The organism is Isoptericola halotolerans (genome assembly GCF_013149785.1).
GTDB lineage: Bacteria > Actinomycetota > Actinomycetes > Actinomycetales > Cellulomonadaceae > Isoptericola > Isoptericola halotolerans.
Genome location: NZ_JABEZU010000002.1, coordinates 582,073 through 602,903, shown reverse-complemented (window position 1 = coordinate 602,903; position 20,831 = coordinate 582,073). Strand labels below are relative to the sequence as shown.

The 20,831-nt window shown below is 73.9% G+C and carries 18 protein-coding genes; 8 read left to right on the top strand and 10 right to left on the bottom strand.

Annotation, left to right across the window (positions count from 1 at the left end):
• Positions 1 to 3: 3 nt before the first annotated feature.
• Together HDG69_RS10495 and HDG69_RS10490 are read left to right on the top strand one after the other, a co-directional pair.
• Positions 4 to 1,560 (top strand): glycoside hydrolase family 1 protein, encoded by a 1,557-nt coding sequence (locus HDG69_RS10495; protein WP_171783719.1) that lies wholly within the window; start codon positions 4 to 6, stop codon positions 1,558 to 1,560.
• Positions 1,561 to 1,580: 20 nt separating this feature from the next.
• Positions 1,581 to 2,591 carry a substrate-binding domain-containing protein gene (locus HDG69_RS10490; RefSeq protein WP_171783718.1) on the top strand — a complete coding sequence of 337 codons (1,011 nt, stop codon included), beginning with the start codon at positions 1,581 to 1,583 and terminating at the stop codon, positions 2,589 to 2,591.
• 55 nt (positions 2,592 to 2,646) lie between these two features.
• On the opposite strand, the gene HDG69_RS10485 is transcribed toward HDG69_RS10490, so the two are convergent.
• Entirely contained in the window at positions 2,647 to 6,198 is a 3,552-nt protein-coding gene (locus tag HDG69_RS10485) for a proline dehydrogenase family protein (RefSeq protein WP_171783717.1), read from the bottom strand.
• A gap of 99 nt (positions 6,199 to 6,297) precedes the next feature.
• Between HDG69_RS10485 and HDG69_RS10480 the strand changes: the two genes are divergently transcribed.
• From HDG69_RS10480 to HDG69_RS10465, 4 genes are all read left to right on the top strand, one after another.
• Positions 6,298 to 7,125: an AraC family transcriptional regulator gene (locus HDG69_RS10480; RefSeq protein WP_343036378.1), complete on the top strand. Its 828-nt coding sequence runs from the start codon at positions 6,298 to 6,300 to the stop codon at positions 7,123 to 7,125.
• 42 nt (positions 7,126 to 7,167) lie between these two features.
• Complete coding sequence (locus HDG69_RS10475) at positions 7,168 to 7,998, top strand: aldo/keto reductase (RefSeq protein WP_171783716.1); 831 nt, start codon at positions 7,168 to 7,170, stop codon at positions 7,996 to 7,998.
• Positions 7,999 to 8,108: 110 nt separating this feature from the next.
• The gene (locus HDG69_RS10470) at positions 8,109 to 9,383 is read left to right on the top strand and encodes a Glu/Leu/Phe/Val dehydrogenase dimerization domain-containing protein (RefSeq protein WP_171783715.1); all 1,275 of its coding nucleotides are present in this window, start codon (positions 8,109 to 8,111) and stop codon (positions 9,381 to 9,383) included.
• A gap of 8 nt (positions 9,384 to 9,391) precedes the next feature.
• Positions 9,392 to 10,225: a putative protein N(5)-glutamine methyltransferase gene (locus HDG69_RS10465; RefSeq protein WP_343036375.1), complete on the top strand. Its 834-nt coding sequence runs from the start codon at positions 9,392 to 9,394 to the stop codon at positions 10,223 to 10,225.
• Here HDG69_RS10465 and HDG69_RS10460 read toward each other — a convergent pair.
• The 3 genes from HDG69_RS10460 to HDG69_RS10450 are packed head-to-tail and all read right to left on the bottom strand — an operon-like array spanning position 10,200 to position 13,022.
• Positions 10,200 to 11,021, bottom strand: coding sequence for a TspO/MBR family protein (locus HDG69_RS10460; protein ID WP_171783714.1), 822 nt, complete (start codon positions 11,019 to 11,021; stop codon positions 10,200 to 10,202). The two genes, HDG69_RS10465 and HDG69_RS10460, sit on opposite strands and share 26 nt — an antisense overlap.
• 50 nt (positions 11,022 to 11,071) lie before the next feature.
• A complete protein-coding gene (hemQ, locus tag HDG69_RS10455) occupies positions 11,072 to 11,842 on the bottom strand; it encodes a hydrogen peroxide-dependent heme synthase (protein ID WP_171783713.1) in 771 nt (256 codons plus the stop codon).
• Positions 11,843 to 11,876: 34 nt separating this feature from the next.
• Positions 11,877 to 13,022: a ferrochelatase gene (locus HDG69_RS10450; RefSeq protein ID WP_171783712.1), complete on the bottom strand. Its 1,146-nt coding sequence runs from the start codon at positions 13,020 to 13,022 to the stop codon at positions 11,877 to 11,879.
• 177 nt (positions 13,023 to 13,199) lie between these two features.
• On the opposite strand from HDG69_RS10450, the gene HDG69_RS10445 reads away from it, so the two are divergent.
• Positions 13,200 to 15,179 (top strand): S1 domain-containing protein, encoded by a 1,980-nt coding sequence (locus HDG69_RS10445; protein WP_171783711.1) that lies wholly within the window; start codon positions 13,200 to 13,202, stop codon positions 15,177 to 15,179.
• Positions 15,180 to 15,203: 24 nt separating this feature from the next.
• On the opposite strand, the gene HDG69_RS10440 is transcribed toward HDG69_RS10445, so the two are convergent.
• Genes HDG69_RS10440 through HDG69_RS10430 form a run of 3 tightly spaced genes read right to left on the bottom strand, consistent with a single transcriptional unit; the run spans position 15,204 to position 17,689 of the window.
• Positions 15,204 to 16,364 carry a glycerate kinase gene (locus tag HDG69_RS10440; RefSeq protein ID WP_171784028.1) on the bottom strand — a complete coding sequence of 387 codons (1,161 nt, stop codon included), beginning with the start codon at positions 16,362 to 16,364 and terminating at the stop codon, positions 15,204 to 15,206.
• A gap of 34 nt (positions 16,365 to 16,398) precedes the next feature.
• The gene (locus HDG69_RS10435; RefSeq protein WP_171783710.1) at positions 16,399 to 16,887 is read right to left on the bottom strand and encodes a MarR family winged helix-turn-helix transcriptional regulator; all 489 of its coding nucleotides are present in this window, start codon (positions 16,885 to 16,887) and stop codon (positions 16,399 to 16,401) included.
• A 40-nt stretch (positions 16,888 to 16,927) separates the two neighbouring features.
• The gene (locus HDG69_RS10430) at positions 16,928 to 17,689 is read right to left on the bottom strand and encodes an isoprenyl transferase (protein ID WP_171783709.1); all 762 of its coding nucleotides are present in this window, start codon (positions 17,687 to 17,689) and stop codon (positions 16,928 to 16,930) included.
• Between the two features lie 232 nt (positions 17,690 to 17,921).
• Between HDG69_RS10430 and trhA the strand changes: the two genes are divergently transcribed.
• A complete protein-coding gene (gene trhA / locus HDG69_RS10425; protein WP_425484021.1) occupies positions 17,922 to 18,722 on the top strand; it encodes a PAQR family membrane homeostasis protein TrhA in 801 nt (266 codons plus the stop codon).
• A gap of 16 nt (positions 18,723 to 18,738) precedes the next feature.
• Here the strand turns inward: trhA and HDG69_RS10420 are convergent, their stop codons facing one another.
• The 3 genes from HDG69_RS10420 to mca are packed head-to-tail and all read right to left on the bottom strand — an operon-like array spanning position 18,739 to position 20,806.
• Entirely contained in the window at positions 18,739 to 19,551 is an 813-nt protein-coding gene (locus HDG69_RS10420; RefSeq protein ID WP_171783708.1) for a carbon-nitrogen hydrolase family protein, read from the bottom strand.
• A complete protein-coding gene (locus HDG69_RS10415; RefSeq protein ID WP_171783707.1) occupies positions 19,548 to 19,910 on the bottom strand; it encodes a hypothetical protein in 363 nt (120 codons plus the stop codon). The genes HDG69_RS10420 and HDG69_RS10415 overlap by 4 nt, the downstream gene beginning before the upstream one ends.
• Positions 19,910 to 20,806 (bottom strand): mycothiol conjugate amidase Mca, encoded by an 897-nt coding sequence (gene mca, locus HDG69_RS10410; RefSeq protein WP_246256413.1) that lies wholly within the window; start codon positions 20,804 to 20,806, stop codon positions 19,910 to 19,912. Before mca ends, HDG69_RS10415 begins: the two co-directional genes overlap by 1 nt.
• Positions 20,807 to 20,831: the final 25 nt, after the last annotated feature.

Sequence of the window (20,831 nt, the reverse complement as noted above, 5' to 3'; positions counted from 1 at the left end):
GAGATGACTCTGAGCATGCCGGCGACCGGAGCCCGCACCACAGCACCGGGCACGACCGTCCCGTTCACCCCGTCGGCCCCGCTGACGCACGCGACCCCGAACAGCTCCGGGAGCGTCGAGTTCCCTCCGGGCTTCCTGTGGGGCACCGCCACGGCCGCCTATCAGGTCGAGGGGGCGGGCCACGAGGACGGCCGACAGGACTCCGTCTGGGACGTCTTCTGCCGCATCCCCGGTGCCGTGCACCACGGTGACGACGGCATGGTGGCCTGCGACCACTACCACCGGTACCGCGAGGACGTGGCCCTCATGAAGAGCCTCAACCTCGACACGTACCGCTTCTCGACGTCGTGGGCCCGGGTCGTGCCGGACGGCCGCACGGTCAACCGGAAGGGCCTCGACTTCTACTCCCGGCTCGTCGACGAGCTGCTCACAGCCGACATCATGCCGTGGCTCACGCTGTACCACTGGGACCTGCCCCAGGCGCTCGAGGACCTGGGCGGCTGGCCGGCACGCGACACCGCCTCCCGGTTCGCCGACTACGCCGCGGTGATGGCGGACGCCCTCGGCGACCGCGTCCCGGTGTGGACCACGCTCAACGAGCCCTGGTGCTCGGCCTTCCTCGGCTACACCTCCGGGTCCCACGCACCGGGCAAGAAGTCACCGGAGCTCGGGCTGGCCGCGGCGCACCACCTCATGCTCGGCCACGGGCTAGCCGTCGAAGCACTGCGCGACCGGGTCCCGCAGGCGTCGCTCGGCATCACCCTCAACTTCACCGTCTCCGACCCCGTGGACCCCACGAACCCGGCCGACGTCGACGCCGCCCGACGCGACGACGGCATGTTCAACCGCATCTTCCTCGACCCGATCCTGCGAGGCGCCTACCCGCAGGACCTGCTGGTCGACGTCGCGCACCTCGGTCTCGCCGAGCTCATCCGGCCCGGTGACCTGGAGATCATCTCGACGCCGATCGACGTGCTGGGTGTCAACTACTACAACGGCGGCGCCGTGGCGGCCACGCCCGAACCCCGTGGTGACGCCCCCCTCGCGACCGCCGGTCCCGACGGCGCTCGCGACCAGGACGCCGGCAGCCCTCTCTGGGTGACGCGTTCGCCCAACCCCGTGCCGGAGGGGATCCACCCGCACGCACGCGGCCTGCCGACCACCGACATGGGCTGGGAGGTGCAGCCCGAGGGTCTGACCCGGCTGCTCCTGCGTCTCCAGGAGGACTACACCGGGCCCCGTGGCAGCGCGATGTTCGTCACGGAGAACGGTGCCGCGTACCCCGACGTCGTCGAGCAGGACGGCACGGTGGACGACCAGGACAGGCTGGAGTTCCTCGACGCGCACCTGCGTGCGCTCAAGGACGCGATCGATGCCGGTGCGGACGTGCGCGGCTACTTCGCCTGGTCGCTGATGGACAATTTCGAGTGGGCTCTCGGCTACTCCAAGCGCTTCGGCCTCACGCGTGTGGACTACGAGACCCAGGAGCGCACCGTCAAGTCGTCGGGTCGCTGGTACGCGGACGTCGCCCGGGACAACGTCGTCCCGGCCCGCGGTTGAGCGAAAGGTAGTCTCCGAACGTGGTCACGAAGCACATCGTCCCGACGCTCGACGACGTCGCGCGCGCTGCCGGCGTCTCCCGTTCCACCGCGTCGCGCGCCATCAACGGGGGCGACCGTGTCTCTCCCGAGGCGCAGCAGGCCGTCGACGCCGCCATCCTGCGCCTGGGCTATGCCCCCAACCGGGCAGCTCGCTCCCTCGTGACACGCCGGACGGACTCCATCGCGCTGGTGGTGCCCGAACCGGACGCGCGGATCCTCACCGACCCGTTCCTCGCCGGCGTGGTGCGCGGCGTCAGCGAAGGTCTGGGCGGCACCGACCTGCAGCTCGTGCTGCTGCTGGCACGCCAGGGCGAGCGCCCGGGGCACATCGCGCGCTATCTCAACAGCGGCCACGTCGACGGCGTCATCATCGCGTCGCACCACAAGGACGACCGCCTCGAGCCGGAGCTGCGCTCGGGGACGCTGCCCGGCGTCTTCGTGGGCCGGCCGTTCGACAGCGCCGGACTGCACTACGTGGACGTCGACAACGCGGCGGGCGCACGGGTCGCGACCCAGCGACTGGTCGATCGCGGATGCCGCCGCGTCGCAGCTCTCACGGGCCCGCAGGACATGACGGCGGCGCTCGACCGCTACGAAGGGTGGCGCCGGACCCTGAGCCGCGCCGGGCTGCCCACCGACGCCGTGGCGACCGGGGACTTCACCGTCGAGGGCGGTGCGGCAGCCATGGAGAGGGTGCTGGCCGAGCACCCCGACGTCGACGGGGTCTTCGCCGCGTCCGACCTGATGGCCTCCGGTGCCCTGCAGGTCCTGCGCGCCCACGGCAGGAGCGTGCCCGACGACGTCGCGATCGTCGGCTTCGACGCCCTCGGCGCCGAGCGCACGACGCCGCGGCTCACCACGGTGCTGCAGCCGGTCGTGGAGATGGTGGCGGCCGCGACGTCCACGCTGCTCGACATGCTGGCGGGCGACGACGTGCACCCGGAGCCGCGGATCTTCGTCCCGCGCCTCGTCGAGGGCGAGTCCGCCTGAAGCGGAGGCGCAGCACCGGGCGGGGGCCGAGGCGCGTCCAGCGCTGTGGGCGGTTTCAGTCGCGCAGGTGGCCGTACCGGTGCTTCGTGCGGCTGACGGCCTGCTCGCGCAGGAAGGTCAGCAGCTCACGCCGTCCGGCGGCCAGGACCGGGCCGTCCAGCACCGTGACGTCCCCGACACGACCGGCAGCGGCCTCCCGTAGACCGGGCGCCGAGCCGAGCACCCGGATCCTGCCGGTCACGCGTCCGGCGGCGACCGCCTCGGCGAACCGGGCGTGGGAGACCGGCTCCTCGTGCGGGACGCCCCAGCCGGCGTCGGCCTCGGGGACGACGACGGCACGCACCCCGGCGCGCCGGGCGCCGGCGAGGACCCGGCGCACCTCGACCGGCAGCGCGTCGTCCCCGACTCGGACGGTCACCTGGTCCACGGGCCGGTACCGGAACGTGTTCTCCTCGACGCTCAGGCCGGTCTTGTCGTGGTCGACGCCGAACTCGTCGGCCCAGGCGGCGTCGTCCGACGCCTCGGCCCACGCGAGCCACCCCTCGGGGTCGCTGCCGCGCGACGGCGGGCCCCCGTCCTGCGTCGCCGAGTCGCTCCACGCACCGAGCTGGGCCACATAGTTGGGCCCACCGGCCTTGGCACCCGGTCCCACGGCGGAGGCCTTCCACCCGCCGAACGACTGCCGCTGCACGATCGCCCCGGTGATGTGCCGGTTGACGTAGGCGTTGCCGACCTCGACGCGGTCGAGCCAGGTGGCGACCTCGTCGGCGTCCAGCGAGTGGATGCCACCGGTGAGCCCGAAGGACACCTGGTTCTGGGTCGCGATCGCCTCGTCCAGGGTCTCGGCGTGCATGATGCCCAGGACCGGCCCGAACACCTCGGTGAGGTGGAAGAAGGAGCCCGGGACGACGCCGTCGCGCAGCCCCGGCGTCCACAGCCGGTCGGGGTCGATCCCGGCGTCCACGGCCTCGGCGTCGAGACGACGAGGCTCGACGAGCCACGTCTCCCCCGGCTCCAGGGTGGTCAGCGCCCGTGCCAGCTTGCCCGCGGCCGGCTCGGTCAGTGGTCCCATGACCGTCGACAACGACGTCGGCAGACCGACCGCCAAGGAGCGCACCGCGTCGACGAGCTGACGCAGGAACCGCTCGCCCGTCGCCGTCGTCGCGTCACCGACCGAGCCGACGAGGATCACCAGCGACGCCGCGGAGCACTTCTGCCCCGCGTGCCCGAAGGCGCTTCGTACCACGTCGGCGACCGCGAGGTCGAGGTCAGCCGACGGGGTGACGACCAGGGCGTTCTTGCCCGAGGTCTCCGCGAGCACGGGCCGCTCCGGACGCCACCGGGCGAACAGCTCGGCGGTCTCGATGGAACCGGTGAGCACCACCCGGGCGACACCCGGGTGGGTGACCAGGTGCTTGCCCAGGTCGCCGTCGGGCACCCGCAGGTACTGCACGGCGTCCCGCGCCACGTCGGCGGCCAGCCCGATCTCGGGGGCCACCGCCTCGAGCGCGTCATGGACCGCCTCGACGGCGAGCTCGTAGCAGCGCGGGGTCGGCGGCGCCGGCTTGGCGATCACGGTCGACCCGGCCGCGAGCGCGGCGAGCGCCCCACCGATGGGGATGGCCACGGGGAAGTTCCACGGCGGGGTGACCAGCGTGACGCCGTCGGGTGTGAAGTCGGCGCCGCCGACGTCGGCGAGTGCCTCGGCGGCGTCGGCGTAGTAGGTGGCGAAGTCGATCGCCTCGGTGACCTCGGGGTCGGTCTCGGCGACGGTCTTGCCGGCCTCGTGGACGGCGGCCGCCACGAGGTCGCCACGGCGCGCCTCGAGGCGGCGGGCCGCCTCGCGCAGCACCCGGGCACGCCCGGCGGCAGGGACAGCCGCCCACTGCTCGCGGACCTCGGCGGCCCGGGCGACCGCCGCGTCGATCGTGGCGACGTCGGCGACCTCGGGCGCCTGCACCGGGACGAACCCGCTGTCCGGACCGACGATGCGAGCCGCCCACCGACGGTGCTCGGCCACCGACGGGTCGGTGTCCATGGCGTTGCGGAAGCGCGGGGCGGCGGCGCCCGTCCCGACGTGGTCCGCCGAGGCTGCGTCCGGGGCGCCGGTCGCGAAGCGGGAGCGCCGACGGGGGGCGACGGCGTCGGGCGTGTACGGCGTCGCGTGCGACACCGACGCGCGGAACGCGACCTCCTGCCGCTCCATCGGTGTCTCGGACACCCCGGGCACCGCGTCCGACGGCGCGAACGAGGCGTGCAGGAAGTTCTGCTCGGCGGCGTTCTCCTCGAGCCGGCGCACCAGGTAGGAGATCGCGACGTCGAAGTCCTCGTCGCGGACCACCGGGGTGTACAGCACGACCTCGCCGTGCTCACCGGGACCCCCGTGGGAGGCCAGCTCGGCACGCACGAGCCGGGCCTCGATCGGCGCCATGCCCTGCAGCATCTCGACGTCGAGGCCGTCGGCGACGCCGCGTCCGCGCGCGAGGAGCACGGCCAGCGCCACGTGGAAGAGGTTGTGCGACGCGGCGCCGAGGCGGACGGCGGCCGTCCGCTCGGGGGTGAGGTGGCGGTCGAGGATTCGCACGTAGTTCGCGTCGACGTCCGGCTTGGTGGGGTAGGTCGCGGCCTCCCAGTCGTGCAGCTCGGCCTCGACGTGCTCCATCGCGAGGTTGGCGCCCTTGACGAGTCGGACCTTGATCCGCGCTCCGCCGGCTCGCACGCGACCCTGCGCCCACTCGGTGAGCTCGTCCAGCGCACCCAGCGCGTCGGGCAGGTAGGCCTGCAGCACGATCCCGGCCTCGAGGTCGCGGAACTCCTCGCGGTCCAGCACGTCGCGGAAGACGGCGGTGGTCAGCGCGAGGTCCTTGTACTCCTCCATGTCGAGGTTGAGGAACACCCCGTGGTCGCGAGCGGCGCGGTACAGCGGCAGGAGCTGGGCGACGACGCGCTCGCGGGAGCCGTCGAGGTCCCAGGTGACGAGCTGGGCCGCCACCGAGGAGACCTTGATCGAGACGTAGTCGACGTCGTCGCGGCGCACCAGGTCCAGGGTGCGCTGCAACCGCGCCTGGGCCTCGTCGGCCCCGAGCACGGCCTCCCCGAGCAGGTTGACGTTGAGGGTGTAGCCCTCGTCGCGGGTGCGGGCCAGGTGCTTGCCGAGGCCGCGGCCGGCGTCGGCCACGAGATGTCCCACGAGCTGGCGCAGCCGGATGCGGGCCGCCGGCACGACGACGGCGGGCAGCATCGGCGCGACGGCCGCGCCGACCCGGAAGAGCGTCCGGTCCACGGGCGACAGGAAGCTGGCGGAGCCGGCGTCGCGTCCGAGCCGTGAGAGCGCCTTCGCCGCCACCCGCACGTCCTGGGGCCGGGCGACGTCGTCAACGAACCCGACGGCGAGGTCCAGGCCTGCGGGGTCGGCGACCAGGTCCCCGAGCCGCTCGGCGGTGGCCCGGGTGCGGCGGTCGGCGCGGGTGGCGCCCCCGGCTCCCTCGGCGGCCGCGATCCAGGAGTGCGCGAGGGCGACGGCGTCCTCGACCAGCGCCGCCGCGGACGGGGCGCAGGGAGCGTCGCCGGCGGTGGTGGCGCCTCGCTCGTTCAGGTGGGTGCTCATCCGTCCAGGATGCGCCCGATCACCGCTGCACGTCTTGTACGGAACGTGCTGCGGGCCAGCGGGTTTGCGACAACGGCCCGCGGCCGGTAGACCGGCATCGTGTCTCCCCCCTCCCCGCCGGGTCCCCGTGCCGCCGAACGGCCCACCGGCGATCTGTGGCCCGACGGCGCCGCCCTGCTCGAGGCGATGGCACCGACCCTCGTCCAGCTCATGGACGAGCTGGTGGACGTGATGTTCTGCGCGAAGGACGCCGGCGGCCGGTACGTGCTGGTCAACCAGACGTTCGTGCGGCGCACCAACGAGCGTTCGCGCCGGCAGGTCGTCGGTCGACGTGCCCGCGACCTGTTCGTCCCCGAGCTCGCCGAACGGTACGAGGCCCAGGACACCGAGGTGCTGCGCACCGGCCGCCCGTTGCGCGGTGAGCTGGAGCTCATCCGGCGCGTGGGCGGCACCCCTGGCTGGTACCTCACGTCCAAGCTCCCGGTGCACGCACCCCGGGGCTCCGGCGAGGACGCCTCGGGGGGCGGCCGCGTGCTCGGGTTCGTCTCCGTCTCGAGCGACCTGCGCTCCGGCCGGGCCGACGACGCCACGATGGACGCCATGGCACGGTTGCGGTCCGCGGTGGTCCGGCACCTTGACCGCACGCCCGAGGTGCCGTTGCGGTCCGGCGACCTCGCCGCGATGGCCGGGTGCACCCCCGCCGTCCTGGACCGACGGGTCCGCCAGGTGTTCGGCCTGTCCCCCCTCCAGCTCGTGCTGCGCACCCGCGTGGACCGGGCGGCAGACCTGCTCACCTCGACGGGCACACCGCTCGCCGAGGTCGCGGCAGCCACCGGGTTCTACGACCAGGCCGCGTTCACCCGGACCTTCGCCCGGCTGACCGGCGAGACGCCGTCCTCGTTCCGCCGTCGCGCCCGACGCGGCTGATCCCCTTCGCACGCGCCGCCGCCGGGGCGTAGGTTGCGTGCCATGAGCACCACAGCACCCACGATCACCCTGTCCCACGGAGCGCGGATGCCCCTCCTCGGCCTGGGCACCTGGCCGATGGACGACGCCGAGTCCGCCGTCGCGGTACGCACCGCGATCGAGTCCGGGTACCGCTCGATCGACACCGCGGAGAACTACGGCAACGAGCGCGGCGTCGGTCGAGGCGTGCGCGACGCCGGGATCGACCGGTCCGAGCTGTTCCTCACGACCAAGTTCAACAAGCGCTGGCACAGCGTCGAGGGTGCCCGCCAGGCGTGCGAGGCCAGCCTGGAGCGCCTCGGCGTCGACTACCTCGACCTGCTGCTGATCCACTGGCCGAACCCCGGCCAGGACCGCTACGTCGAGGCGTGGCAGGGGTTGGTCCGCCTGCTCGAGGACGGCGTCGTACGGGCCGTCGGCACGTCGAACTTCAAGCCGGCGCACCTGCAGCGTCTCCTCGATGCGACCGGCGTGGCACCGGACGTCAACCAGATCAACCTCAACCCGTACGCCACCCGGGACGCGACGGTCGCCTTCGGCACCGACCACGGCATCGTCACCGAGGCGTGGAGCCCTCTGAAGCCCGCCACCATGCTCGACGACCCGGCCATCACGCAGATCGCGACCACGCACGGCGCGACGCCCGCCCAGGTCGTGCTGCGCTGGGTCACCCAGCGTGGTCTGGTGACGGTCCCCAAGTCGTCCTCGCCCGAGCGCCAGCGGGAGAACCTCGCTGCCCTCGACCTCGAGCTGACGGCCGACGAGCTGGCCACGATCAGCGCTCTCGACCGGGGCGAGGCGCACGTCACCGACTCCGACGAGTTCGGGCACTGACCGACCCGGACGCGCTACCGTTCCACCGAGGCCCACGACCAGGGCCGCGCCACCCCTGGCAGCACCCCACGAGGGTCGGCTGCCCCTGCTCTCTGGAGGATCCGTTGACGATGACGACGGCGACCACCGCATCCGTGACGGCTGACGCCTCACCCCTGGCGACGGCTCAGGGCCAGCTGACGACGGCCGTCACCCACCTGGGGTACGACGACGGCATGCACCAGATGCTGGCGACGCCCCGGCGGGAGACACACGTCGCCGTGCCGCTGCGCCGGGACAGCGGCGAGACGGTGCTGTTCCACGGCTTCCGGGTGCAGCACAACGTCTCGCGGGGCCCGGGCAAGGGCGGGCTGCGCTACCACCCCGCCGTGGACGTCGACGAGGTCCGGGCGCTCGCGATGTGGATGACCTGGAAGTGCGGCATCGTGGACCTGCCCTACGGCGGCGCCAAGGGTGGCATCGACATCGACCCGCGTGAGTACTCGCAGGCCGAGCTCGAGCGGGTGACGCGTCGCTACACCTCCGAGATCATGCCGATGATCGGCCCGGACACCGACGTCATGGCTCCCGACATGGGCACCGACGCCCAGACGATGGCGTGGGTGATGGACACGTACTCGGTCAACCGCGGCTACACGATCCCGGCCGTGGTGACCGGCAAGCCGCTGGCGGTGGGTGGTTCCCTCGGCCGTGAGACGGCCACCAGCGCCGGGATCGTGCACGTCACCGCCGCGGCCCTCAAGGAGGCGGAGGTGCCGCTGACCGAGGTCACCGTGGCCATCCAGGGCTTCGGCAAGGTCGGTGGGCATGCGGCGTCGATCTTCGCCGACCGGGGCGCGCGGGTCGTCGCGGTGAGCGACCAGTACGGGGGCGTCCGGGCGGACGACGGGCTGGACGTGGCGCGGCTGCAGCAGCACGTCGAGGCGACCGGGTCGGTCCAGGGGTTCGACGGCGGCGACCCCGTCTCGAACGACGAGCTCCTGGCCCTCGACGTCGACGTCCTCGTCCCGGCCGCCGTGGAAGGTGTCCTCGACGAGTCGACGGCCGGGACCGTCCGTGCCCGCTGGGTCGTGGAAGGGGCGAACGGCCCGACCACGGCGAAGGGCGACCGTCTCCTCGCGGCCAACGGGGTGACCGTGGTGCCGGACGTGCTGGCCAACGCGGGCGGCGTCGTCGTCTCCTACTTCGAGTGGGTGCAGGCCAACCAGACGTACTGGTGGTCGGAGCAGGAGATCGCGGAGAAGCTCGCGCGCCGGATGTCGTCGGCCTACGCCGACGTCTCGGCCCTGGCTCGACGTGACGGCATCTCGTTGCGCGAGGCGGCACTGGTCATCGGCGTGCGGCGCACGGCCGAGGCGCACGAGATCCGAGGGCTCTACCCCTGAGACCCGCCGTGGAGGAAATCGCGGCGCGCCTGCGCGCGGCCGGCTGCGTGTTCGCCGAGGACGAGGCACGGCTGCTGCTCGCCGAGCAGTCGGGGGACGAGCTCACCGGGCTGGTCGCGCGCCGGGTGGCCGGCGAGCCGCTGGAGCACCTGCTGGGGTGGGCGGAGCTCGCCGGGCACCGGTGGTCCGTGGGCCGGGGCGTCTTCGTCCCCCGCCGCCGCTCCGAGCTCATGGTCGCCGGCGCCGTCGCGGTGCTCGGGCGTCGCGTGGGCTCGCAGCCGGCGGTCGTCCTCGACCTGTGCTGCGGGAGCGGTGCGGTGGGCGGTGCGGTGGTCCGCGCCGTGCAGGCCGGTCCGCCGGGTGCCGCCGGGGTGTCGAGGCGAGGCGTGGTCCTGCACGCGGGCGACGTCGACCGGACCGCCGTGCAGCACGCCCGGGCGAACATCGGCCCGCTGGGCGGCCTCGTCCACCACGGCGACCTCTTCGACCCGTTCCCGCCCGGGCTGCGCGGGACCGTCGACGTGCTGCTGTGCCACGCGCCGTACGTGCCCACCGAGGCGATCGCCACCATGCCCGCCGAGGCCCGTGACCACGAACCGGTGGTGGCGCTGGACGGCGGCCCTGACGGGCTCGACGTGCTGCGCCGGGTGGCCGCGGAGGCGCCCGGCTGGCTGCGGCCGGGCGGCACCCTGCTGTTCGAGGTGGGCACCGATCAGGTCGCCGGTGCGCTGGCGCTCGTCGGCGCCGCAGGACTCTCCGGTCGCGTCGTGCACGACGAGGACGGCGCCGGCGGGATCGTGATCGTGGCGACGGCGTCTACCGGGGGCGTCGGGCCAGGGTGACGAGGATCGGTGCCACGACGGCGAGGACCGCGGCGACCGTGGCAGCCACGGCGACGACGACGTCCGTGAGGGGACCCTGCGTCCGCGCCACCGCGATCCAGGCGAGCCCCCACCCGGCAGCGAGGCCGACGGGGATCGTCAGGCTCGGCAGCGAACGACCGTAGACCGCCACCGCCACGGACACGAGTGCTCCCGCGGCGACCAGGATCGCACCCCACACGCTCTCGCCGAGCCCGAGCTCCCCCACGTCGTCCGCGGCGAGCGTGGCCGCGACGTTGGCCAGCGTGGCGACGCTCACCCAGCCGAGGTAGAGGCCGAGCGTGACGTCGGTCGCCACCGTGTCCAGCGGCCTGGTCGAGGGGATCCGCAGCACCCGCACGAAGGTGACGCACAGCACGGCCAGCAGCGCGACGATCACCAGCACGCTGCCCCACAGCCAGCCGGCCTGGACCACGCCGATCCAGACGGCGTTGAGCAGCATGGTGCCGAGCACCCACCAGCCGATCGCCCGCAGGCGGGGGTCGGTGGCTCGTCCGGGCAGCGCCTGCACGACCGCGAACAGCAGCAGCCCGGCGTAGATCACCGACCAGATGGAGAACGCCGGCGAGCCGGGCGCGACCACGGTGGCGTCGGCGGACAGCGCACCGCCCGCCGCCTCGGAGACCGGCTGGTCGCCGCCCGCCCCCGCGCCGAGGGCGGCGACGGCGACGGCGACCAGGGAGCCGACCAGGACGACGGCCTGGCGGACGCGGTCGGCGGCGGTGGGGGGCGTCGTGGCGGCCTCGGAGGTGCTCATGGGTCCAGCATGGCGAAGATCAGGCCCCTGAGCACCTGGAACCGAGCAGGTCAGGCGAGGGGCTGCCGGTCCGCCCAGTCACCCAGCGAGACCCGCGGGCCGGTGAAGAACGGCACCTCCTCGCGCACGTGCCGGCGGGCCTCGGTGGCCCGCAGGTCGCGCATGAGGTCCACGATGCGGTGCAGCTCGTCCGCCTCGAAGGCCAGGAGCCACTCGTAGTCGCTCAGGGCGAACGTGCTCATCGTGTTCGCCCGCACGTCGGCGTAGCCCGCGGCGGCGATGCCGTGGTCGCGCAGCATCGTCCGGCGCTCCGCGTCGGGCAGCAGGTACCAGTCGTAGGACCGGACGAACGGGTACACGCAGAGGTAGTCCCGCGGCTGCTCGCCGGCGAGAAAGGCCGGCACGTGACCCTTGTTGAACTCGGCGGCGCGGTGCAGCGCCACGACGGACCACTCGGGCGCGAGAGCGGCCCCGAGCCGGGAGGCGCGCAGCCGCTGGTAGGCGTGCTGCACGGACTCCACGGTGGGTCCGTGCACCCAGATCATGAGGTCGGCGTCGGCGCGCAGGCCCGCCACGTCGTAGACACCGCGCACCACCACGTCGCCGTGCGTCCGGGACGCGTCGCGGTCGGTGCCGTCGTGGGCGCCGTCGCCCCACAGCGCCGTGACGGCCTCCTCGACCGCCTCGGCGCGGGCGCCGTCCTCGGCCGGCAGGGGCTCTGCCACGGAGAACACCGAGATCATCGCGTAGCGGACGGACTCGTTGATGGCCTGGGCGTCGACGGCCTCGCCGGTGTCTGCGTGGATGTGGTGGTCGGTCACGTGCGCTCCTTCTGGTCCGGTACGGCGGGTCTGCTCAGCGGGTCAGGTCGCGCGAGCACAGGGCGGGCACGCCGCTCGGCTCGCCGTCGCGCCGCAGGCAGCAGTCGACCTCGCACACGGAGCGGAAGGCGGGCAGGTCGCCGACCGTGGCCTGCTCGACGTCCTCGCCGCGCGCGATGGCCGCACGCTCGAGCAGGAGGTCGACGAGGCCGGCGACGAACGCGGGACGGGTGCCGACGGTGCCCGCGCGCACGGCGTTCATGCCGAGCTCGGTGGCGGTCTGCATCGCCTCGGTGTCGAGGTCGTAGGCGACCTCCATGTGGTCCGAGACGAACCCGATGGGCGACATCACGACGTCGCGCAGGCCCTCGCCCGCACGTTCCGTGAGCAGGTCGTTGATGTCCGGCTCGAGCCACGGCTGCGTCGGCGGCCCCGAGCGCGAGCAGTACGCGAGCTCCCACTCGACGGCGTGGCCCCGCTCGGCGGCGACCTGACCGGCGATGACCTCGGCCACGTCGAGGTGCTGTGCCGCGTAGGTGGCACCGGAGACCCGTGAGGCCGCCTCCATGGTGTCGGGGATCGAGTGCGTGACGAACACGAGCTTCGCCGCGGCGGGCGCACCGCCCTGTGCCTCGAGCCGGGCATAGCCCTCGAGGACGGCCTCGACGTTGGCCTGCACGAACCCCGGGTGGTTGAAGTACGAGCGGATCTTGTCGAACTGCACGCCGGTGGAGCCCGCGGAGCCGAGCTGGCCACGCTTCTGCAGCGTCACGGCCAGGTCCTCGCGGTACTGGCGGCACCCCGAGTAGGACGAGTACGCGGAGGTCACCAGAGCGACGGCACGCTGCGCGCCCAGCCGTTCGAGCTCGTCGACCGCGTCGTCGGTGTACGGCTCCCAGTTGCGGTTGCCCCACACGACCGGCAGGTCGACACCCCGGTCGGCGAGCTCGGCCTCGAGCGCCGCCTTCAGCGCGAGGTTCTGCTCGTTGATGGGGCTCTTGCCGCCGAAGCCGTAGTAGTGCTCGCCGACCTCCTCGAGGCGGGAGTCGGGGATCCCCTTGCCCGCGGTCACGTTGCGGAGGAACGGCACGACGTCCTCCGCCTTGTTCGGACCACCGAAGGAGTACAGGAACAGGGCGTCGTACGGGCCGGCGTCGGCCGAGCGGGGGGTCATCGGCATGAGGCTCATCCTTGCACCGGTCCGGCCCGACGGGCGCCCGGAGGACGTCCCGTCGGACGTGACATTGAACCGACGTCGCGTCATCTCGCGCGGACCGCATCCTCAAATGTCACGATCAGGTCACGACGGCCGGTAGGCTCGGAGGACCCGGTACGCCCGTGAGCCGAAGGAGGCGACGTGACCCCAGTCCGCACCTCGGCCCGGCGCGGCACGGGCGACGCCGGAGGGCACGGCGCCACGGACACCGCCCGGCCACCCGTCCCGACCGTCGTGGGCCACGCGCGCACCACCGCCGACGCCGAGGCGCTGGCAGCCCGCCTGCAGCGCACCGATCGCGCCTGGCCGGTCGTGGTCGTCTCCACCCCGCGCGACCGGGGACCCTCCGTCGACCCGCACCGGGTGCTGGACGAGGTCCGCGGGCTGGCCGAGGTCGTCGTGGTGCACACCGGGGAACCGTCCTGGGCGTTCTCCCACGGCATGCCGCCCGGCACGCAGGTGTACGGCGGGGCGTCCCGCGTCTACCCCGTCGGGGTCGGATGGGTGCACGACCTGTCACGCTCCCCCGTGTGGTTCGCGGACGACGACGCCGGGAGCACCCGCGTGCACGAACGCCTCGTCCAGGGCGCCCTCACCGCCGCAGCCACCGCGGGGCTCGCCGGCGGGACCACCGCCCCGGCGGGGGCCGGCTCCGTCGGGGCGGTGGTCCTCGGGGTCATCGGCACCCGCGCCCTCGTCCGCACGGCCGCCGGCGCGACGGCACAGGTCGCCCAGGAGCTCACCTGGCCGGTCGTGCCGATCGACCGGCTGCTGGCACCGGGGATGCGTGTGCGCGGACGCCTCGACCCGGGTACCCGCCGGTTCGACGTGCGCGACATGCTGCCCGACGCCACCGCCCAGCTCGCCCAGGTCCACGACGCCTGTCCCCCGGGTGCGGTCGTCCCCGCCCAGGTGCACCACGTCACCGCCGACAGCGTGCTGCTGGCTCTCGCCCCGGCCGTCACCGTCCGGGTGGCGGGGGACCGTGCGTCGCGCGGCGACGACGACCTGCGTGACCTGTTCTCCGTCGGGGAGACGGTCGCGGCCCGGGTGCTGCCCGGCCACCCCGTCCCCGGGCCCGCAGGGGGGACGCTGCGCCCCGACCTGCGCCTCGACGACGTGGCCGACACCGACCCGGTGCTCCCCGCGCTCAGCCTGCTCGACGGCGGGCCTTCCTGGCTCCCGGAACCCGCGCACGAGCCCCTGGTCTCCGCCGACCCGGAGGGTTCGGCCGCGACACCCGACGACCGCGGACCGTCCGGCACGCAGGACCGGGCCACGGACCCGTCCCGGCCGCTGCCCGGCCCGGGTCCCCGCCGTGCGGTCCCACCGCGCGGCTCCGGTCCGCCTCCTGCCGTGCCGGTCGCACCGACGCCGGCTGCCACCTCGCCCGACGACGCCCGCCCGCAGCACGGTGCCGCGCCGTCGTCACCGAAGTACCCGGCCAAGAAGACGCTGGTCAACCAGCTCGAGCTCTCCGTCCACGAGCACCGGTCACGGGCCGACCGCGCCGAGTGCGAGGTGACGGAGCTGCGCGCCACCGCGCACGCCCTGGAGCTCGAGGTCACCGGGCTGCGCGACCTGGCCCGCGAGCAGCGCGACCGGCTCGACCGGCTGCACGACACCGTCGAGCGGTACAAGGCCACGATCCGCAGCGCCCGCAAGGAGCGCCACCGCACCGCACGCCCGTCGTCGGCGGCGCCGGAGCGGTGCTTCGTCGACCCGGAGGACCAGCTTCGGTTCGACGTGCTCCGCACCTGGGTGGAGATCATCGGCCCCGACGAGAAGGCCCGGTACCCGCTGCCCGACTTCGCGGTCGGGCCCCGCTTCTGCGACTCGCTCGCCGACGTCGGGCGGGGCCTGGAGGACCGGGTGCACCGCGCGGTGGTCCTCGTCCTCACCGGACGGGCTCCCGACGTCCCCGGGTTCGAGCTGCACCGGCTGCGCCGCGGCGACGGCGGCGGCAGCCCGCACCTCGTGCGGGAGCACGACGGCGCCCACGCGATGCGCCTGTCGCTGCAGGTGAGCTCTCCGCAGGCCCGTCGCCTGCACTACTGGGTGCTGCCCGGCGGCGAGGTCGAGCTGTCGCGCGTGGTCCTGCACGACGACATCGACCCCTGAACCTCGGGCTCGGCGGCGCCGGGCTCAGCGCCCGGCGAGGACCAGGCTGGTGACCGACGCCGCGACGTCGGCCAGGCGCACCGCCGTCCGCGACATGAGGTCGTCGAGACCGATCGGACCGGGCGCGATCGAGAACGCCGCGGCGATCCCGGCCGCTCGCGCCTGCTCGGCAGGCAGCAGGACCTGCCCGGCGACGACGACGACCGGCGGCCGGGCGGGGGACGCCGCAGCGACCCGCGCGACGCCGTCGGCCACCTTGCCGCGCACCGACTGGGAGTCGAACGAGCCCTCGCCGGTGAGCACCAGCGTGGCGTCCTCGAGCGCCGCCGGCAGCCCGACGGACTCCGCGACCAGCGTGGCCCCGGGCTCCGGCTCGGCGCCGAGCAGCGCGACGAGAGCGGAGGGGACACCCCCGGCCGCCCCGGCGCCGGGCAGGTCGTGGGTCCGCACGCCCGTCTCCCGCTCGAGGAGGTCGGCCCACCGGGTCAACGCCTCGTCGAGGAACGCCACCTCCCCGGGGCCGGCTCCCTTCTGCGGGCCGAAGACCGCAGCGGCGCCGAGCTCCCCCACCAGCGGGTTGGTGACGTCGACCGCCAGCCGCCACCGCACCGAGCGAGCACGCGGGTGCAGCTCGGACAGGTCGAGGGACGCGACCTGGGCGAGCCCTTCTCCGCCGTCGGGGACGGGGCGACCCTCGGCGTCCAGCAGGCGTGCGCCCAGTCCGGTCAGCACCCCGGCCCCGCCGTCGGTGGACGCGGAGCCGCCCAGGCAGACCAGCACCTCCTCGACCCCTGCGTCGAGCACGGCGGCTGCCACCGCACCGGTCCCGTGGGTGCCGGCGTGCAGGGGCTGCAGGGGCGCGTCGCTCACGGCGGGGAGCCCGCTGGCCTCCGCGAGCTCGACGACGCCGGTCCGGCCGTCGGGCGAGACGGCGTACCGAGCGGTGGTGGGACGGCCGACGGCGTCGACGGTCTCGACGTGATGGACGGGGGTTCGCCAGGCCGTGAGCAGGGCGTCGAGGGTGCCCTCGCCGCCGTCGGCCATGGCCAGGCAGGTCACCCGTGCGTGCGGCGCCGCGGCGAGCACCCCGCTGCGCAGCGCCTCGGCGACGTCGGCGGCCGTGAGGCTGCCCTTGAACGAGTCGGGCACGACGACGACGTGGGGCGGTGTGGGCTCAGGAGACATCGGCGAGGTCACGCGCCGAGGATATCCGGACGGGTCAGTCCTGCGGGCGCCAGTCCGGGATGGAGGGCTGAGCGCTCCTGAGCTGGTCGAGCAGGCGGGTCAGCTCGGCCTGCTCGGCCGTGTCGAGCGCGCCGCCGACGTACTGCTCCATCGCGCGCACGTGCCGTCGTCCGACGGTGCGCTGCATGCGCCGACCGGTCTCCGTGAGCGCCACGAGGGTGCCCCGGGCGTCGTCCGGCGGCACGGTGCGCAGGACGAGCTCGCGGTCCTCGAGCCGTTCGACGAGCCGGGAGAGGGACGACTGCGCCATGAGCACGCTCTCGTTGAGATCGCGCAGGCGCATGGTGCCGCCCTCGGCGCGGGACAGCGTGAACAGCACGTCGTACTCGCGGATGGAGATCTCCTGCCAGACGGCGTCGGCCTGGAAGCGCCGCATCAGCGTGACCTGCGTGCGGAAGAGCGCCTCCCAGGTCCGCGCGGCGTCGCGGGCGGTCCCGGGCAGGTGGTCGTCGGGCGGTGTCATGGGAGCTCCTGTTCGGGCGTCGTCGCCGCGGGTCGAGGGTCTATCGTCCCAGCCGGCGCTCACGCCGGGAGAAGTCACGCAGGGCGCGCAGGAAGTCGACGCGCCGGAAGTCGGGCCAGAACGCCTCGACGAAGGACAGCTCGGAGTGCGCGCTCTGCCACATCAGGAAGCCACCGACCCGCAGCTCGCCGGAGGTGCGGATCACCAGCTCCGGGTCGGGCTGGCCCTTGGTGTAGAGGTGCGCGGCGATGTCCTCGACGTCCAGGCTCTCGGCGAGCTCCGCGAGGGTGGTGCCGTCCGCCTGGGCGGCCTTGAGGTAGGAACGCACCGCGTCCGCGATCTCGTGGCGTCCGCCGTAGCCCACGGCCACGTTCACGTGCAGCCCGACGACGTCCGCGGTCTCGCGGACCGCGGCTCTCAGGGTGCCGGCGAGGCGTTCGGGCAGGAGGTCCAGGCGGCCCATGACGCGCAGCCGCCACCGCCGCGACCCGGCGAGGTCGCTCACCGCGTCCTCGATGATGTCGAGCAGGTTGGCCAGCTCGTCCTTGGGGCGTGCCAGGTTGTCCGTGGAGAGCATCCACAGGGTGACGACCTCGATGCCCAGCTCCTCGGCCCACCCGAGGAACTCGGTGATCTTGTCGGCCCCCTTGCGGTGCCCGGTGTCGGCGGTCTCACCGAACGACTTCGCCCACCGCCGGTTGCCGTCGAGGATGACGCCGACGTGCCGTGGCATCTGCTCGCGGTCCAGCGAGCCGGCGAGCCGACGCTCGTACAGGCTGTACAGCGGGTGAGGCAGGCGCACGCTGGTCCTTCGCAAGGGGGAGGCGGGTGACGAATCGGGACAACGGTACCGCTCCCGTGCCGGGCCCCGGGCCCCTGGCTCCGTCCTGCCGGGCGGACCGCGCCGGGTCCTCGCACGATCTTCACAGGACGGTGCGTCGTCGCCCACCAAGCTCGCCTACGTCGGCGTAACCTACGGTACCGTAGGTTGAACCGTCGCCCCCTGGGGCGACCACCCCGGAGAAGGAGAAGCAGTGGCAGGAGGAACCGAGCACCGGTCGCACCGGGCCGAGGCACCGGAGACCGGAACGGACGTCACCGCCGCCGCCCAGGACGTGGCCCGGAGCGCGAAGGACGTCGCCCAGGGCACGACGGGCGTCGCCGAGGGGGCGAAGGAACTCGCCGAGGGCGCGGTCGAGGTCGCCCGGCGCCTCAAGCCCCGGTTGCGCGGGTGGATCCACGCCGTCGCCACGCCCCTGGCACTGGCGGCGGGCATCGTCCTCGTCGTCCTGGCCGAGCCCGTGGCCGGCAAGGTGGCTGCCGCCGTCTTCGGCCTCAGCGCCTTCATGCTCTTCGGCACCAGCGCCGTGTACCACCGCGGCAACTGGTCACCCCGCGTCGCGGCCGTCCTGCGCCGCATGGACCACGCCAACATCTTCCTCATCATCGCGGGAACCTACACGCCGCTCGCCGTGATGCTGCTGGACACCCGCACCGCGACCGTGCTGCTCACGATCGTCTGGTCCGGCGCCGTCGCCGGGCTCCTCGCCCGCGTGCTGTGGATGAACGCCCCGCGCTGGCTGTACGTGCCGGTCTACGTGGCGCTCGGCTGGGTGGCCGTCGCGTACCTCGGCCAGTTCGGCGCCGCCGGCGGCCCCGCGGTCGTCTGGCTCGTCGCGGGCGGCGGCCTCGCCTACACGGTGGGTGCCGTGGTCTACGGGACCAAGTTCCCCGACCCCTCCCCCCGCTGGTTCGGGTTCCACGAGATCTTCCACGCGCTGACGGTGGTGGGCTTCACCTGCCACACCGTCGCCATCTACCTCGCCGCCGTCTGACGGCCTGCGCGACGGGTCAGCGGGGCACGACGGTGTATCGGCGGTTCGCCAGCGAGGGGTTCGCGCGGCGCACGGCCGCGAGCTCTGCGGCGTCCAGGTCCACGGTGCGGTACTGCGGCCGTTCGTCCAGCTCCAGCCCGACGACGCCGTCGGGCCCGGCCAGCAACGACCGCCCCGTGACCCCCTTGCCCGCCATCCCCACACCCATGACCACCGCGGTGTTCTCGATCGCCCGTGCGACCAGCAGCGCACGCCAGTGCTCGGCCTTGAGCGGGCCGGCGACCCATGCCGCCGGGACGAGCAGCACGTCCGCACCGGCGTCGACGACCCGCCGGGCGGACTCGGGGAACCGCAGGTCGTAGCAGGTGATGACGCCGAACGTGAGGTCGCCGACCCGGATCGTCAGGGGCTCCGCGTCCGCCGGACCGGGCTCGAGGCGGTCGGACTCCCGCGTCCCGAACGCGTCGTACAGGTGGACCTTGCGGTAGACCCCGACGAGCCCGCCGTCCGCGCCCACCGCGACGACGGCGTTCACCGCGCGGTGCGGCCCGTGGTCAGCACCGCTCCCGCCGCCCGGCAGCGTCGTCCCGGCGACGACCGCCACGCCGTGCCGCTCGGCGAGCGCGCGCAGGGCCGTCACGAACGGGCCGTCGAGGGGTTCGGCGTGCTCGATGCCGACCCCGTGCCGGTGGTAGCCCGAGGCGTACTCCGGCAGGACGAGCAGGTCCGCCCCCACCTTGGCCGCCGCCCCGAAGGCGTCCGCGACCAGGTAGCGGTTCGCCTCGTGGTCGTCCGCGACCGCCACCTGCGCGACGGTGACCCGCGTCATGACGACGGGCCCCGCCCGTCGCCCGTCCCGTCCGGGCCGCCGTCGTCGACGGCGGCGTCCGGGGAGACCGGCGTGTCCGGGCTGCCCGCCGAGACCGGTGCGGGCTCGTCACGGCGGAACCCGATAGTCCGGCGCTCGGCGACCTCGATGCCGTGCGCCCGGGCGTAGGCGTTCGCCTTGCGCATGTGGCGGCTCAGCGACAGGAACAGGACCACCGCGGCCGCCGCGACGGCGAAGGTCGCGAGGAAGCCCGTCAGACCCGGTGTCACCTCCCAGTCCTCGAGCGGAGGCGTGGTCGACGTCGGTGACGGCGACGGCTCGACGTCGGCGGCCAGACCGACCAGCAGGGCGAGGGACATCAGGACTCCTTCCGCACGCCGGCGAACAGGTCGTCCTCGGGCGTCGTGACCTCGATACGGGACTCCGCGAGCTCGAACTCCTCGGTGGGCCACACGTCCACCTCGATGTCGCGCGGGACGGCGAAGAAGAAGCCGTCCGGGTCGATCTGCGACGCGTGGGCGACCAGGGCGGCGTCGCGCTGCGCGAAGAACTCGGCGACCTCGATGCGGGTGGTGGCGATGCGCTCCGGGATCTCGCGCGCGGTGCGCGACTCGATCCAGTCGCCGAACGGCGACTCGAGCCCCGCGCCCTCCATCGCCTCGTGCACGGCACGGAGCCGGTCCATGGAGAAGCCGTGGTTGTAGTAGAGCTTGAGCGGCTCCCACGGCGCGGCGCCGCCGTCCACGACGTAACGGTCACCGTCGCCCGCCGCGTGGTAGGCCTCGAAAGCCACCTCGTGGCACCGGACGTGGTCCGGGTGCGGGTAGCCGCCGGACGGGTCGTAGGTCGTCATGACGTGCGGCCGGAACTCGCGCACGAGCTCGACGAGCGGCGCGGACGCCTCCTCGAGCGGGAGCAGCGCGAAGCACCCCTCGGGCAGCGGCGGCAGCGGGTCGCCCTCCGGGAGCCCGGAGTCGACGAACCCGAGCCAGTGCTGACGCACCCCCAGCGCCTCGGCCGCGGCCGCCATCTCCAGACGGCGCACGGCACGCTTGGCCTCGAGCGTGTCGAAGCCATGGCCCGACGGCGGGACGAACGACGAGTTGAGCACGTCGCCGCGCTCCCCACCCGTGCACGTCACGACCAGCACCTCGACCCCCTCGGCCGCGTAGCGGGCGGTCGTGGCCGCGCCCTTGCTCGACTCGTCGTCCGGGTGCGCGTGCACCGCCATGAGCCGCAGTGGTTCGCCGGACAAAGGTCCTCCCAGGGTGGATAGGGTG